This is a genomic window from Mesorhizobium sp. LNHC221B00, from assembly GCF_000502935.1.
In the GTDB taxonomy this organism is placed as follows: Bacteria; Pseudomonadota; Alphaproteobacteria; order Rhizobiales; family Rhizobiaceae; genus Mesorhizobium; species Mesorhizobium opportunistum.
In genome coordinates this window covers 105,266-119,480 of sequence record NZ_AYWR01000001.1, presented here as the reverse complement: position 1 = coordinate 119,480, position 14,215 = coordinate 105,266, and the positions used below count along the sequence as shown (strand labels likewise).

At 64.5% G+C, this 14,215-nt stretch carries 8 protein-coding genes; 4 read left to right on the top strand and 4 right to left on the bottom strand.

What is annotated here, in order from left to right; all coding sequences use genetic code 11:
* Positions 1-79: 79 nt before the first annotated feature.
* The 3 genes from X741_RS165630 to X741_RS165640 form a co-directional block, all read right to left on the bottom strand.
* Positions 80-2,881 (bottom strand): [protein-PII] uridylyltransferase, encoded by a 2,802-nt coding sequence (locus tag X741_RS165630; protein WP_023775797.1) that lies wholly within the window; start codon positions 2,879-2,881, stop codon positions 80-82.
* 89 nt (positions 2,882-2,970) lie between these two features.
* Positions 2,971-3,768, bottom strand: a complete 798-nt coding sequence (locus X741_RS165635; protein ID WP_023775796.1) for a glycosyltransferase family 25 protein — start codon at positions 3,766-3,768, stop codon at positions 2,971-2,973.
* A 213-nt stretch (positions 3,769-3,981) separates the two neighbouring features.
* The gene (locus X741_RS165640; RefSeq protein WP_023775795.1) at positions 3,982-4,824 is read right to left on the bottom strand and encodes a glycosyltransferase family 25 protein; all 843 of its coding nucleotides are present in this window, start codon (positions 4,822-4,824) and stop codon (positions 3,982-3,984) included.
* Between the two features lie 190 nt (positions 4,825-5,014).
* On the opposite strand from X741_RS165640, the gene X741_RS165645 reads away from it, so the two are divergent.
* The 3 genes from X741_RS165645 to X741_RS165655 all read left to right on the top strand — a co-directional run bounded on the left by X741_RS165645 (position 5,015) and on the right by X741_RS165655 (position 8,880).
* A complete protein-coding gene (locus X741_RS165645; protein ID WP_023775794.1) occupies positions 5,015-7,513 on the top strand; it encodes a heavy metal translocating P-type ATPase in 2,499 nt (832 codons plus the stop codon).
* A 43-nt stretch (positions 7,514-7,556) separates the two neighbouring features.
* Positions 7,557-7,949, top strand: coding sequence for a DUF305 domain-containing protein (locus tag X741_RS165650; protein WP_023775793.1), 393 nt, complete (start codon positions 7,557-7,559; stop codon positions 7,947-7,949).
* Positions 7,950-8,034: 85 nt separating this feature from the next.
* Positions 8,035-8,880, top strand: a complete 846-nt coding sequence (locus tag X741_RS165655) for an aldo/keto reductase (RefSeq protein ID WP_023775792.1) — start codon at positions 8,035-8,037, stop codon at positions 8,878-8,880.
* An 81-nt stretch (positions 8,881-8,961) separates the two neighbouring features.
* Here the strand turns inward: X741_RS165655 and mutS are convergent, their stop codons facing one another.
* Complete coding sequence (gene mutS / locus X741_RS165660) at positions 8,962-11,691, bottom strand: DNA mismatch repair protein MutS (RefSeq protein ID WP_023775791.1); 2,730 nt, start codon at positions 11,689-11,691, stop codon at positions 8,962-8,964.
* Between the two features lie 211 nt (positions 11,692-11,902).
* On the opposite strand from mutS, the gene X741_RS165665 reads away from it, so the two are divergent.
* Complete coding sequence (locus tag X741_RS165665; protein WP_023775790.1) at positions 11,903-14,182, top strand: NADP-dependent malic enzyme; 2,280 nt, start codon at positions 11,903-11,905, stop codon at positions 14,180-14,182.
* Positions 14,183-14,215: the final 33 nt, after the last annotated feature.

Here is a 14,215-nt window from a genome sequence, read left to right as displayed (position 1 = left end):
AAACAAAAAGTTAGAGCTATTCGCCGTTTCCGTGAAACGGCGAATAGCTCTGGAGATTGGGACAAAGTGATGATGGCTCTCACTCGGCGGCCGCCTTGGCCCTGCCGCCGCGCTCCGGCGCGGCGCCTTCGAGCGTCGCTATCAGCCGGTTGCGGATGGCGGCAATGCGCGCCGGACTGTCGATCTTCTGGCCGGTAAGGTCGGTGACGTAGAAGGTGTCGATGACCTTTTCGCCGAAGGTGGTGATATGGGCCGACGCAATGTCGAGCGACAGGTCGGACAGGGTTCTGGTGATCTCCGACAGCAGGCCCGGGCGGTCGAGGCCCTCGACCTCGATGACCGAAAAGCGGTTCGACAGCGCATTGCGGATTTCGGCGCGGGGCGGGATCTTGAACACCTTGGAGCCGCGCCGTGGCTTGGTGCGCTTCTCGATCATCTCCGGCAGCCAGCTCTTGCCGGACAACACGTCCTCGATCAGCCGGCCGACACGCTCGGCGCGCCGCCGCTCGTCCTCGTCACGGTCGAATTCCCTCGAGATCAGGATCGTGTCGAGGGCGCGGCCGTCCGACGTGGTGAAGATCTGCGCGTCGACAATGTTGCCGCCGGCGCCGGCGCATGCCCCGGCAATGACGGAGAGAAGACGCGGATGGTCCTGCGCCAGCACGGTGATTTCGGTCACCGCTTCGAACTGGTGCGTCTTGACCATGGTGGCAAGCTTTTTGCCCACCGCATCCGCATCGCGGATGAATTCGGCATGGCGAAGCTGGTCCGGCAGGTCGACGGTCAGGAGATAATTCTCGTAGTGCTGGCCGACATAGCGTTTGCGGGCCTTGTCTGGCCAGTCGGCGAGCGCCTCGGCCAGACGCTCGCGCGACGCCGCCGTCCGCTGCGCACGGGACACTTCCGAGAAGCCGCCGGTCAAAAGCAGTTCGGTCTCATAGTAGAGCGTGCGCAGCAACTGGCCCTTCCAGCCGTTCCAGACACCTGGTCCGACGCCCCTGATGTCGCAAACGGTCAGGATCAAAAGCATCTTCAGCCGCTCGACCGACTGCACGATCGCGGCAAAATCCTCGATGGTCTTGCGGTCGTTGAGATCGCGGGTCTGCGCCGTCATCGACATCACGAGATGGTTCTCGACCAGCCAGGCAACGGTTTCGGTATCGGCCGGCGACAGCCCCATATGCGGGCAGATGCGGCGTGCGATCCGGGCGCCGGCCTCCGAATGATCTTCCGGCCTGCCCTTGGCGATGTCGTGCAGCAGCACCGCGACATAAAGCGCCTCGCGGCTCTTCTTCAGGCCAGGCATCAGCGAATGCGACAGCGGATGCACCTTCTCGCCATCGCCGCGCTCGATCTCGGCCAGCACGCCGATACAGCGGATCAGGTGCTCGTCCACCGTGTAGTGGTGGTACATCGAGAACTGCATCATGGCGACGATCTTGCCGAAATCCGGGATCAGCCTGCCCAGCAGCCCGGCCTCGTTCATCCGGCGCAGGTTGAGTTCGGCATTGCGGTCCGACGTCAGGATGTCGAGGAACAGCCGGTTGGCCTCCTCGTCGCGCCTGAGCGACTTGTTGACCAGGCCGAGCGAACGGGTGAGCAGCTTCAGCGCGTCGGGGTGGAATTCCAGACCGTGCTTGTCGGCGAACCAGAATAGTCTGAGCAGATTGACCGGATCGCGTTCGAACACCTGGTCGTCGGCGATGTTGATGCGGTGGTTGTCGACAATGAAGTCCGACGTGCCGGCAAGCTTGCGCTTGCGGCGCTGGAAGGTGAGGAAGATGCGGTTGAAACCGGGCACATGCTTGGCCTGCTCCTCCTCGAGTGCCGCGCAGAAGATGCGCGTGAGGTCGCCGACATCCTTGGCGACGAGAAAGTAGTGTTTCATGAAGCGCTCGACCGCCGACAGGCCGGGATGCGTCGTGTAGCCCAGCCGTTCGGCGATCTCGCGCTGGATGTCGAAATGCAGCCGCTCCTCGGCTTTGCCGGTGAGGAAATGCATATGGCAGCGCACCGCCCACAGGAAGTCCTCGGCCTTCTGGAACTCGCGGTACTCGGCGTCGGTGAAGACGCCCTTTTCGACCAGTTCTTCTCCGGTGCGCACCCGATAGAAATACTTGCCGATCCAGAACAGCGTCTGCAGGTCGCGCAGGCCGCCCTTGCCGTCCTTGACGTTGGGCTCGACCAGATAGCGGCTTTCGCCGGCCTTGGCGTGGCGCTCGTCGCGTTCGGCAAGCTTGGCCTGGACATATTCCGGGCCGGTCGTGCGCACCACCTCATGGTCGAAGCGCAGCATCAACTCTTCATAGAGCTTGCGTTCCCCCCACAGGAAGCGCGCTTCCAGGATCGAGGTGCGAATGGTGATGTCGGTGCGCGACAGCCGCAGACACTCGTCGATATTGCGGGTGGCATGGCCGACCTTCAGTCCGAGGTCCCACAGCATGTAGAGCATGTATTCGACTGTCTGTTCGCCCCACGGCGTCTGCTTGTAGGGCAACAGAAACAGAAGGTCGATGTCGGATCCCGGCGCCAGCGTGCCGCGCCCATAGCCGCCAACCGCAACCACGGCCATGCGCTCGGCCGACGACGGGTTCTTCACCGGGTAGACATGGGTCGCGGCGAAATCGTAAAGCGCCCGGATCAGCTGATCCATCACATGCGACAGCCGCTCGGCGCAGGCATTGCCGCCGCCATCCTCTCTCAGCATGGCCTCGGTTTTTCTGCGGCCTTCGGCGAGCCGGCCCTTGAGAAGCTGGAGAGCGGCCGTGCGGATGATAGCGCTGGAACCATCGCCGGCGCTCGCCGCGGTCAGAGCGGTCATCTCGCGGCGCAAGGCTTCGCCGTCGATCAGTTCATTGAGCTTCAGGGAGATTTTCGCCATAGGTACCGGTTGGCCTTGCCTTTTGGGCGGCGTCTATAGCGCGTTTTCGCGGCGCTGGGTATGGGGCCGGCCGACAGCCCGGAATCGGCCTAGTCGGTTGCCTCGATGGGGCCGAAGGGCACGACAATCTGCCGCCGCAGCCTGCAGAAGTCGGCGATCCACCTCACGGTTCGCCCGGCTTCCCTGCTGATTCTCACGGCTGTCGGCTTGCTCTGCCTTGCCATAAGCCCGCTCGCGGTCCGTGCGGCATCCCGTTCCTGGTCAAGCAGGCTCGGCAGCCTGTCGCCGACGAACTGGTCTTGCGCGCAGAGCGCGGGAACAAGCTGGTAGATATTCCTGCCGGCCGACATAGCGGGGTTAAAGATGAGATCGTCGACAGCTATATTGACCTGCGCCGTTGCCTCCAGAAACGCGCGCGCCATTTGCCGCGAGAGGAGATAGCCCCCAGCCCCTGGATGGCCCTTGCGGAGCCGGACCGTGGAAAAACCGTGTCCGGCAGGGGCCCTTCTCCTCTGGATCACGGTTCTGGAGAAGAACGTCTCGAGCTTCACGACGTCCGCGCCCGCCGGAACCCAGCTCGTATCGCCCAGCAACGCACCGGCTCTGCCGGAAAACACCATGTCGTCCTCGAAGACGGCGCCGTACGGGGCGTCGTCCTGGGCAATGATCGTCCAGCAGGCACGATGGCTATGCAGGCAGGCGATCTCGCTGCCGGCGAGGGGCCGGATGGCATGTATCGCGTGCTGCGGCTGCAGCACCAGATTGGGATGGTCCTGGGCATCGATCCCCGCGACCCGCTCGAACCCAATGCCGATACGGGCGAACTCCGATGCCATGTGGGCAAGTCGGTCGGGAGATCGATCGAGATTGATGACCAGGCGCTTCATTGTTCGACGAAATCGTTGTCTTTCGGGAGTGGCGGCGTTCTCTAGCACACCGGAGCCGGTGTCTGCTGACTTTTTAAGAGTATTTTGCACCGTGATGAAATGATAGGGCCGAAATGGTCAATTTCTACTTTGCCGGCCACAGCAAGTTCGAAGCAGTGCCTGAACCAAAACTACCAGGCTTTCGGATACGGATCGGTCTTGCCCGTTGGGCGTCTAAAGCGCGTTCTCGTTGCCGCCGGCGGCCAGGCAAGACATCGGCTCTTCCGCAGGGGGATCGAGCGCAACGACCGTATAATGCCGCAGCTTGCAGTGATCGATGACCCACTCGACGACCCGCCTGATTTCTACCCTTATCTTCTCGGCGACGGGCTTTCTGCGCTTGATGGTCAGCCCGCTTGCGACCCATTCGGCTTCGCGCTCTTCGAAAAGCAGGCTTGGCAATCTGTCGCCCACGAACTGGTCCTGCGCACAGAGTGCGGGAACAAGCTGGTAGATCGTCTTGCTTCCCGACGTCGGGAACGCGGGGTTGAAGAGGAGATCGTCGGCAGCTGCGCTGGCCTGCGCGGTAGCTTCCAGGAGGTCGCGCGCCATCTGCCTGGAGACGATGTAGCCGCCGGTCCCCATATGGCTCCTGCGAAGCCTGAACATGGAGAAGCCGTTGCCGACGGCGATCCTTTTCCTCTGGATCATGGTCTTGCTGAAGAATGTTTCGAGTTTGATGGCATCGGCATCGGCCGCAATCCAGCCACTATCGGCCAGAAGGGCACCGGCTTTCGCGGAGAACACAACGTCGTCCTCGAAGACGGCGCCATAAGGGGCATCGTCTTGAGCGATGATCGACCAGCAGGCGCGATGGCTGTGCATGCAGGCGACCTCGCTGGAGGACAGGTGCCGGACGGCGTAGATCGCATCTTGTGGCTGCAGCACCAACTCAGGATGGTCACGGGCATCGGTTGCGACGATTCGCTCGAAGGCGATGCCGATGCGGGCAAACTCCGCCGTGATGTGGGCGAGCCGGTCGGGAGACCGATCAAGATTGATGACCAGACATTTCATTGATTTACCGGGATTCGAATTGTTGTCGAAAGGCCGAGCGTTAGCACACGCAGCGCTGCGGAATGTCGACTTTTTCTGGGCGAACAGCCGGGTCGAGCCTCGAAATACGAATAATCATAACGGCCCTTGACCTTCCAGTTACTGGAAGCACTACCTCCTGCCCGAAGCAGTTTGCTAAGGGCATTTTGGAATGGCGCATTCAGATCACGATCATCACACGCATGGCGGCTGCTGCGCGCCGAAAGCCGCGGCCGTGGACGCGGTCCTGCGCGATCCGGTCTGCGGCATGGCCGTGGATCCGGCCGCCGGCAAGCCGACAGCAGAACATGGCGGCCGGCTCTATCATTTCTGCAGCGAGGGCTGCCGCACGAAATTCCTGGCCGAGCCGGAGAAATACCTGACGGCCACCGACCCGGTCTGCGGCATGAGCGTCGATCGCGCCACGGCCAGGCACTTTGTCCGCCATGAAGGCCAGGGCTTCTATTTCTGCTCCGCCGGCTGCAAGGCCAAGTTCGAGGCGGCCCCACAAGCCTATCTCGGCGACAGGCCGGCGCCCGCGCCGATGCCCAAGGGTACGCAGTACACCTGCCCCATGCATCCCGAGATCGTCCGCGACAAGCCCGGCTCTTGCCCGATCTGTGGCATGGCGCTGGAGCCAATGGGCGTGCCGACTGGCGATGAAGGGCCTAATCCGGAGTTGATCGACTTCACCAGGAGGTTCTGGGTCAGCGCGGGCCTGTCGATCCCGCTTCTGATCGTCGCCATGGCGCCGATGGTCGGCCTGTCGTTCGAGGGACTGGTCGGGGATCGCACAAAGGTCTGGATCGAGCTGGCCCTGGCAAGCCCGGTGGTGCTTTGGGCCGCCTTTCCCTTCTTTCATCGCGGCTGGGAATCGATACTCAACCGCAGCCCCAACATGTGGACGCTGATTTCGCTCGGTGTCGGTGCCGCCTATCTCTACAGCGTCGTCGCCACGCTGTTCCCGGACATTTTCCCGCATCAGTTCCGCGGCCATGGCGGTGCGGTGCCGGTCTATTTCGAGGCCGCCGCCGTCATCGTCGCGCTGGTCTTCCTCGGCCAGGTGCTGGAATTGCGCGCCCGAGAAAAGACCGGCTCGGCAATCCGCGCTTTGCTCGATCTGGCGCCCAAGACAGCGCGGCGGATCGCCGAAGACGGCTCCGAGAGCGACGTCCCGCTGGACGGCGTCAAGGCCGGGGACCGCTTGCGCATCCGGCCGGGTGAAGCCGTGCCGGTCGACGGCACCGTGCTCGAAGGCCGCTCTTCCATCGACGAATCGATGATCACGGGCGAGCCGTTGCCGGTCGAAAAGACCGAAGGCAACGCACTCACCGGCGGCACACTCAACAGGCAAGGCTCGCTGATCATGCGCGCCGAACGGATCGGTTCCGAGACCACGCTCGCGCGCATCGTCGAACTCGTCGCCAAGGCACAGCGCTCGCGTGCGCCGATCCAGGGGTTGGCAGACCGCGTTTCCTTCTACTTTGTTCCGGCCGTCGTCCTGGTTGCCGCCGCGGCCTTCATCGCTTGGGCGGTCCTTGGTCCCGAGCCCAGCCTGGTCTTTGCCGTCGTCTCGGCGGTCTCGGTGCTGATCATCGCCTGTCCCTGTGCGCTTGGGCTTGCCACGCCGATGTCGATCATGACCGCCACCGGTCGCGGCGCTCTTGCCGGCGTGCTGATCAAGGAGGCCGCCGCACTCGAACGCTTCGCCTCCGTCGACACGCTGATCGTCGACAAGACCGGCACGCTGACCGAAGGCCGGCCGAAGCTGACCGATATCGTGGCTGCCAGCGGCTTTGCAGAGGACGAATTGCTGGGGCTTGCGGCAAGTCTCGAGAAGGGGTCTGAACACCCCTTGGCCGAGGCCATCGTCGAAGGTGCCGCGGCGCGCGGCATGACCGTCGCCGACGTCGGCGATTTCGAGGCGACCACCGGCAAGGGCGTTTCAGGCACCGTGTCGGGCAAGACGGTCGCGCTCGGCAACGCCGCGATGATGCGCGACCTCGGCGTCGATGTTTCCGCCGTTGCGGCCAGCGCCGAGGCGTTGCAGGGCGACGGCAAGACGGCGATGTTCGTCGCTGTCGGCGGCAGGCTGGCCGGCATCGTCGCCGTTGCCGATCCGGTCAAGGCGACCACCGCCGAGGCGATCAAGGCCCTGCATGACAGCGGCTTGAGGATCATCATGGCCACCGGCGACAACGAGCGCACGGCCAAGGCGATCGCCGGCCGCCTCGGTATCGACGAGGTGCGCGCCGGGCTCTTGCCCGAACAGAAGGCAGCCCTCGTCGACGAGTTGCGCGGCGAGGGCGCCGGCGTTGCCATGGCCGGTGACGGCGTCAACGACGCACCCGCGCTTGCCGCCGCCGATGTCGGCATCGCCATGGGTACCGGCGCCGATGTCGCGGTCGAAAGTGCCGGCATCACCCTGGTCAAGGGCGATCTCAACGGCATCGTGCGGGCGCGCACGCTGGCCCAGGGCACCATCCGCAACATCCGCCAGAACCTGTTCTTCGCTTTCCTCTACAATGTGCTTGGCGTACCGGTCGCCGCCGGCGTGCTCTATCCGCTCACCGGCACGCTTTTGTCGCCGATGCTGGCGGCGGCGGCGATGAGCCTGTCGTCGGTGTCGGTGATCGCCAACGCATTGCGGCTGAGAACGTTGAAACTCTGATCCAAGCCCCCAAATACCAAATCCATGCAACAGGAGACCATGAATGACCCTGGCTAAGAAACTCGTGCTTTTGCTGATGGCGGCCGGAATGCTGCTTGCCGTCTTCCTCGAAAGCGTCCCGGCGCAAAGCGAAGAGATGAAACACGACATGGCCGGCATGGCGATGGGCGCGGAAAGCCCGTCGACAGAGGGCTACAAGGCGGCGATGGACAAGATGCACGCCGGCATGATGGCCTCGCAATATACCGGCAATGCCGACGTTGATTTCGTTCGCGGCATGATCCCGCACCATCAGGGCGCCATCGACATGGCCAAGGTCGAGCTTGCCAATGGCAAGGATCCGGAAATCCGCAAACTGGCCAAAGGGGTCATCGCCGCGCAGGAGACCGAGATCAAGCAGATGCGGGACTGGCTCGCCGCCCATCCGGTGAAATAGGCGTTCGACAGATCGCCGGCGGCGAGAACGCCTCTGGATTTCTCGCCCGGCCTGTGATGCGATCCGACCCCGAACGGAGCCTGCCATGCCATCGACCGTCAGAACCACCACGCTGCCCTCCGGCGAAGCCATTGCCGTTCTCGGCCAGGGCACATGGAAAATGGGCGAGGATATCAGGCGCCGTGGCGATGAGGTCGCTGCTCTCAAGCTTGGCCTCGATCTCGGCGTCACGCTGATCGACACCGCCGAGATGTATGCCAGCGGCGGTGCCGAGGAAGTGGTGGCCGAAGCCATCGCCGGCCGCCGTGCCGAGGTTTTCCTGGTCACGAAGGTTCTGCCGTCGAACGCTTCGCGCGCCGGCGTGCAGCGCGCCTGCGAGAACAGCCTGAAGCGCCTCGCCACCGACCGCATTGATCTCTATCTCTTGCATTGGCCTGGCAGCGTGCCCTTGGCGGAGACGGTCGAAGCCTTCGAGGCGCTGAAGAAAGCCGGCAAGATCCGCCACTGGGGCGTCAGCAATTTCGACATCGAGGAGATGGAAGACCTCGCCGGCTTACCCAATGGCGGCAATGTCCAGACCAATCAGGTGCTTTACAATCTGGTCCGGCGCGGCCTCGAGTTCGATCTGGCGCCCTGGAGCCGGAAGCGAGGCATTCCGCTGATGGCCTATTCTCCGGTCGAACAAGGTGCATTGGCGCGCAATGCCAGGCTCGACGCGGTCGCCGCCCGCCATGGCGCCACCGCGGCACAGATAGCCCTGGCCTGGGTGATGCAGCAGGAGGGCGTCATCGCCATTCCCAAGGCCAGCAGCCAGGAGCACGTCCGCCAGAACTTTGCCGCGCTCGACATCAAGCTCACCGGTGAGGATCTCGCCGATCTCGACCGCGCCTTCCCGCCGCCGACGCGCAAGCGCGGACTGGAGATGATCTAAGCGCGGCGATGAAGCTGCCAATCTCCCCACCTGAGGGGGAGATTGGCGGTTTCGGCGACGCAGCCATGCCCACAGCCCAATCTACTTTCCCGCCAGCCCCTTCAGCCGGTAAAGCGCCTCCAGCGCTTCCCTTGGTGTCATCTCGTCGGGGTTGATGTCGCCGAGTGCTGCGCCCAGTGCGTCGCTTTTCACCGGCTTCGGTGCTTCGCGCTTCACCGCCACGGAAAACAGCGGCAAATCGTCGACCAGCCGGTTGGTCTTGCCGGAAACCTCGCCTTCCTCCAACTGGTGCAGCACTTGTTTGGCCCGGTCGACCACTGCTTCCGGCAGGCCGGCGAGCCGCGCCACCTGGACGCCGTAGGAGCGGTCGGCCGCACCCTTGCCGACCTCATGCAGGAAGACGACGTCGTTTTCCCATTCCTTGACCCGCATGGTGACGTTGTGGAGCCGCGCCAGCTTGCCGGCGAGCGAAGTCATTTCGTGGAAATGGGTGGCGAAGATTGCCCGGCAGCGGTTCTTCTCATGCAGGTACTCCACCGCCGCCCAGGCGATCGACAGGCCGTCGAAGGTTGCGGTGCCGCGGCCGATCTCGTCGAGGATCACCAACGCCCGCTCGCCGGCCTGGTTGAGGATCGCCGCCGTCTCGACCATCTCGACCATGAAGGTCGAACGACCGCGCGCCAGGTCGTCGGAAGCGCCGACGCGCGAGAACAGCCGGTCGACGACACCGATATGGGCCGATGCCGCCGGCACGAACGAGCCGGTCTGGGCGAGGATGGCGATCAGCGCGTTTTGCCGCAGGAACGTCGATTTACCGCCCATGTTGGGGCCGGTCAGCAGCCAGATCGCGCCGTTCTTGGCGCTGCCCTCCGGCGAGAGGTCGCAATCGTTGGCGACGAACGGACCATCGCCCGAACGGCGCAGAGCCTGCTCGACCACGGGATGCCTGCCGCCCGCTATGTCGAAGGCGAGGCTGGAATCCACCACCGGCCGGCACCAGGCCTCGCTTTCCGACAAAAGCGCCAGTGCCGCCGAGACGTCGAGCACGGCGAGCGCATCGGCGCCGGCGCGGATTTTCTCCGCCTCGCCGACCGCTTCCGCCGTCAGTGCATCGAAGGCCGCCAGTTCGATGCCCAGCGCCCGGTCGGCGGCATTGGCGATCTTGGTCTCGAGTTCGGCAAGTTCAGTCGTGGTGAAGCGCATGGCGTTGGCCATGGTCTGGCGGTGGATGAAGCGCGCCTTGGCGCCATCGCTGCCGGTCATCACCGCATGATGGTTGGCGGTCACCTCGATGTAGTAGCCCAGCACATTGTTGTGGCGGATCTTCAGCGAGCGGATGCCGGTCTCTTCGATCAGCGAGCGCTCCAGCCCGGCGATCACTTTTCGCGACTCGTCGCGCAGCGCCCGCATCTCGTCGAGTTCGCCGTGATAGCCACCGCGCAGGAAGCCGCCGTCGCGCTTGAGCAGCGGCAGTTCCTCGCCAAGCGCCTGCGTCAGATGCCGGGCGAGCGCCTGGGGCAGCGCATGAATCGCGGCGAGCGCGCTCGCCAACTCCTGTGGCAGGGTGGTCTCGGCAAAGATTTCGGCGATGGCGCCGGCCGCCTCGAAACCGGCGCGCAATGCGCCGAGGTCGCGCGGGCCGCCGCGGTTGAGCGCCAGCCTGGAAAGCGCGCGCGGCATGTCGGCGACGCTCTTCAGGCTTGTCCGCACTGCCTGGCACAGCCGCGTCTCGGAGCGGAAGAACGACACCGAATCCAGGCGCGCGCCGATCGCTGCCGGGTCGGTCAGCGGCGCCATCAGCCGATCGGCGAGCAACCTGGCGCCACCACCGGTCACAGTGCGGTCGATCGCCTTGAACAATGAGCCTTCGCGGCTGCCAGACAACGTGCGCAGGAGTTCGAGATTGCCACGCGTCGCCGGATCGATGAACAGCGTCGAGCCCTGTTCCTCGCGCTCGGGCCGTGACAATGGCGGGCGCTCGGCCTTCTGCGTCTTCTCGACATAGGCGATGGCGCCCGAGATCGCAGACAGCTCGGCGCGCGAAAACGTGCCGAAACTGTCCGGTGTCGCCACATCGAAGAAGCGCGCGATGCGCCCGGTGGCCGAGGCCGAATCGAACAGCGATGGCGGCTGCGGGTTGGCGACCCGGCCGAGCACGTCGAACACCGGCTTCAGCTCGGCATCGTAAAACACCGGCTCGGCGACGATCAGCTCGCGCGGATCGACGCGGAAGATGTCCGCCAGCAACCGATCGGCGGTGGTCTCGGCGACGCGGAAGGCGCCGGTCGAGATGTCGATCCAGGCAATTGCAAAGCTGTGATCGCTGCCGCCCTTCACCCGCCCCAGCGCCATCAGGAAGCTCGATTCCGACGGCGCCAGCAATTTGTCCTCGGTGATGGTGCCCGGCGTCACCAGCCTCACCACGTCGCGGCGCACCACCGATTTGGAGCCGCGCTTCTTGGCCTCGGCCGGATCCTCGATCTGCTCGCAGACGGCAACGCGGAATCCCTGGCCGATCAGCTTCTGCAGGTAGTCGTCGGCTGCGTGCACCGGCACGCCGCACATCGGAATGTCGAGGCCCTGGTGCTTGCCGCGCTTGGTCAAGACGATGCCCAGTGCCCGGCTGGCCTTTTCGGCATCGTCGAAGAACAGCTCGTAGAAGTCGCCCATGCGGTAGAACAGCAGCGAATCCGGGTTCGCCGCCTTGATCTCGATGAACTGCTCCATCATCGGCGTGACGGCGGCCGCACCAGGCTGCGGCGGCGTCATCGCCTCGGGGGCGTCTGGCTCGTTCGGGCTGTGCATATTCATGCGCGGCACGCTAGCAGATGTGATTGCCCGGTTTAATGCCGGAGCCTCGAAAAGCAGGGGACGACTGGCTGGTCGCTTGCCGGCATTTGCGCGCCGGCCTGCGATTCCCACGCTCTGGCGGTTTACACGCGGCGGCGCGTGGTCTTAATTCGGACCGAAACAAAGCACCCGCTTCAAGGAGGTGCTGCACCGGTGAGGAAATCAAGACATCATGGCCAGGAAAACCGAGAACAGCGGTCCGTCCGTCAGCGCGCAGGAAGCGCTCGAATTCCACGCGATGGGCCGGCCCGGCAAGCTGGAGATCGTCGCCACCAAGCCGATGACGACGCAGCGCGATCTCAGCCTCGCCTATTCGCCGGGTGTCGCCGTGCCGGTGCGCGCCATCGCCGAGGATCCGAGCCGCGCCTTCGACTACACGACGCGCGGCAACATGGTCGCCGTCATCTCCAACGGCACCGCCATCCTCGGTCTGGGCAATCTCGGCGCGTTGGCCTCCAAGCCGGTCATGGAAGGCAAGGCGGTGCTGTTCAAGCGCTTCGCCGATGTCGATTCCATCGACCTCGAGGTCGACACCGAGGATGCCGAGGAGTTCATCAACTGCGTGCGTTACCTCGGCCCCTCCTTCGGCGGCATCAATCTCGAAGACATCAAGGCGCCGGAATGCTTCATCATCGAGCAGCGTCTGCGCGAGCTGATGGATATCCCGGTCTTCCACGACGACCAGCACGGCACCGCCATCATTTCGTCCGCCGGCCTGATCAACGCACTGGAGGTCACCGGTCGCGACATGAAGACCACCAGGCTGGTCTGCAATGGCGCCGGTGCCGCGGGCATCGCCTGCATCGAACTGATGAAGGCGATGGGTTTTGCCCCGGAAAACATCATCCTGTGCGACACCAAGGGCGTCGTCTACCAGGGCCGCACCGAAGGCATGAACCAGTGGAAGTCGGCGCATGCGGTCAAGACCGACAGGCGCAGCCTTGCCGAAGCGCTCGACGGCGCCGACGTCTTCCTCGGCCTCTCCGCCAAGGGTGCGCTGACGACCGCCATGGTGCAGTCGATGGCCAAGAACCCGATCATCTTCGCCATGGCCAATCCCGATCCCGAGATCACGCCGGAAGAAGTGGCCGAGATCCGCACCGACGCGATCATGGCCACCGGGCGGTCCGATTACCCCAACCAGGTCAACAACGTGCTCGGCTTCCCCTATATCTTCCGCGGTGCGCTGGATGTGCGGGCGACCACCATCAACGACGACATGAAGATCGCCGCCGCGCGCGCTCTCGCCGAACTGGCGCGCCAGGACGTGCCCGACGACGTCGCCGCCGCCTACCAGGGCAACAGGCCGAGATTCGGACCCAACTACATCATTCCGGTGCCGTTCGACCCGCGCCTGATCTCGGCCATTCCGCTCGCGGTGGCCAAGGCGGCGATGGATTCGGGCGTGGCCCGCAAGCCGATCCTCGACCTCGACCGCTACGCGCAGGAACTGTCCGCCCGGCGCGATCCGATCGCCTCCACCTTGCAACGCATCTACGACCGCGTGCGCCGCCAGCCCAAGCGCATCGTCTTCGCAGAGGGCGAGGAGGAGCAGGTGATGCGCGCCGCCGTCTCCTATGTGAACCAGAAGCTCGGCACCGCCATCCTGCTTGGCCGCGACGACGTCATCAAGGAGAACGCCAAGCACGCCGGCATCGACCTCAACAAGCAAGGCATCGAGATCATCAATGCCCGGCTGTCGCGCCGCAACGGCATCTACACCGATTACCTCTACGAGCGCATGCAGCGCAAAGGCTTCCTGTTCCGCGACTGCCAGCGCCTGATCAACAACGACCGCAACCACTTCGCCGCCTGCATGGTGGCGCTGGGTGACGCCGACGGCATCGTCACCGGCGTCACCCGCAACTATTCCACCGCGCTCGACGACATTCGCCGCGTCATCGACGCCAAGCCCGGCCATCGCGTCATCGGCGTCTCGATCGTGCTCGCGCGGGGTAAGACTGTCCTCGTCGCCGACACCGCCGTGCACGACATGCCCAATGCCGAGCAGATCGCCGACATCGCCGAGGAAGCGGCCGGCTTTGCCCGCCGCATGGGCTACGAGCCGAGGCTCGCCATGCTTGCCTATTCCACCTTCGGCCACCCGCAGGGCGAGCGTTCCGAGCGCGTCCAGGAGGCCGTGCGCATCCTCGACAAGCGCCGCGTCGACTTCGAATATGACGGCGAAATGGCCGCCGATGTCGCGCTCAACGCACGCGCCATGGCACAATACCCGTTCATCAGGCTCACCGGCCCGGCCAATGTGCTGATCATGCCGGCGTTCCACTCGGCCTCGATCTCGACCAAGATGCTGCAGGAACTCGGCGGCTCGACGGTCATCGGCCCGCTGCTGGTCGGCCTCAACAAGCCGGTGCAGATCGTGTCGCTCAATGCCAAGGACTCAGACATCGTCAACATGGCGGCGATCGCGGCCTATACGGCGGGGACTTGAGCGGCGATCAGGGCGACAGGCGAGAGCCGATTG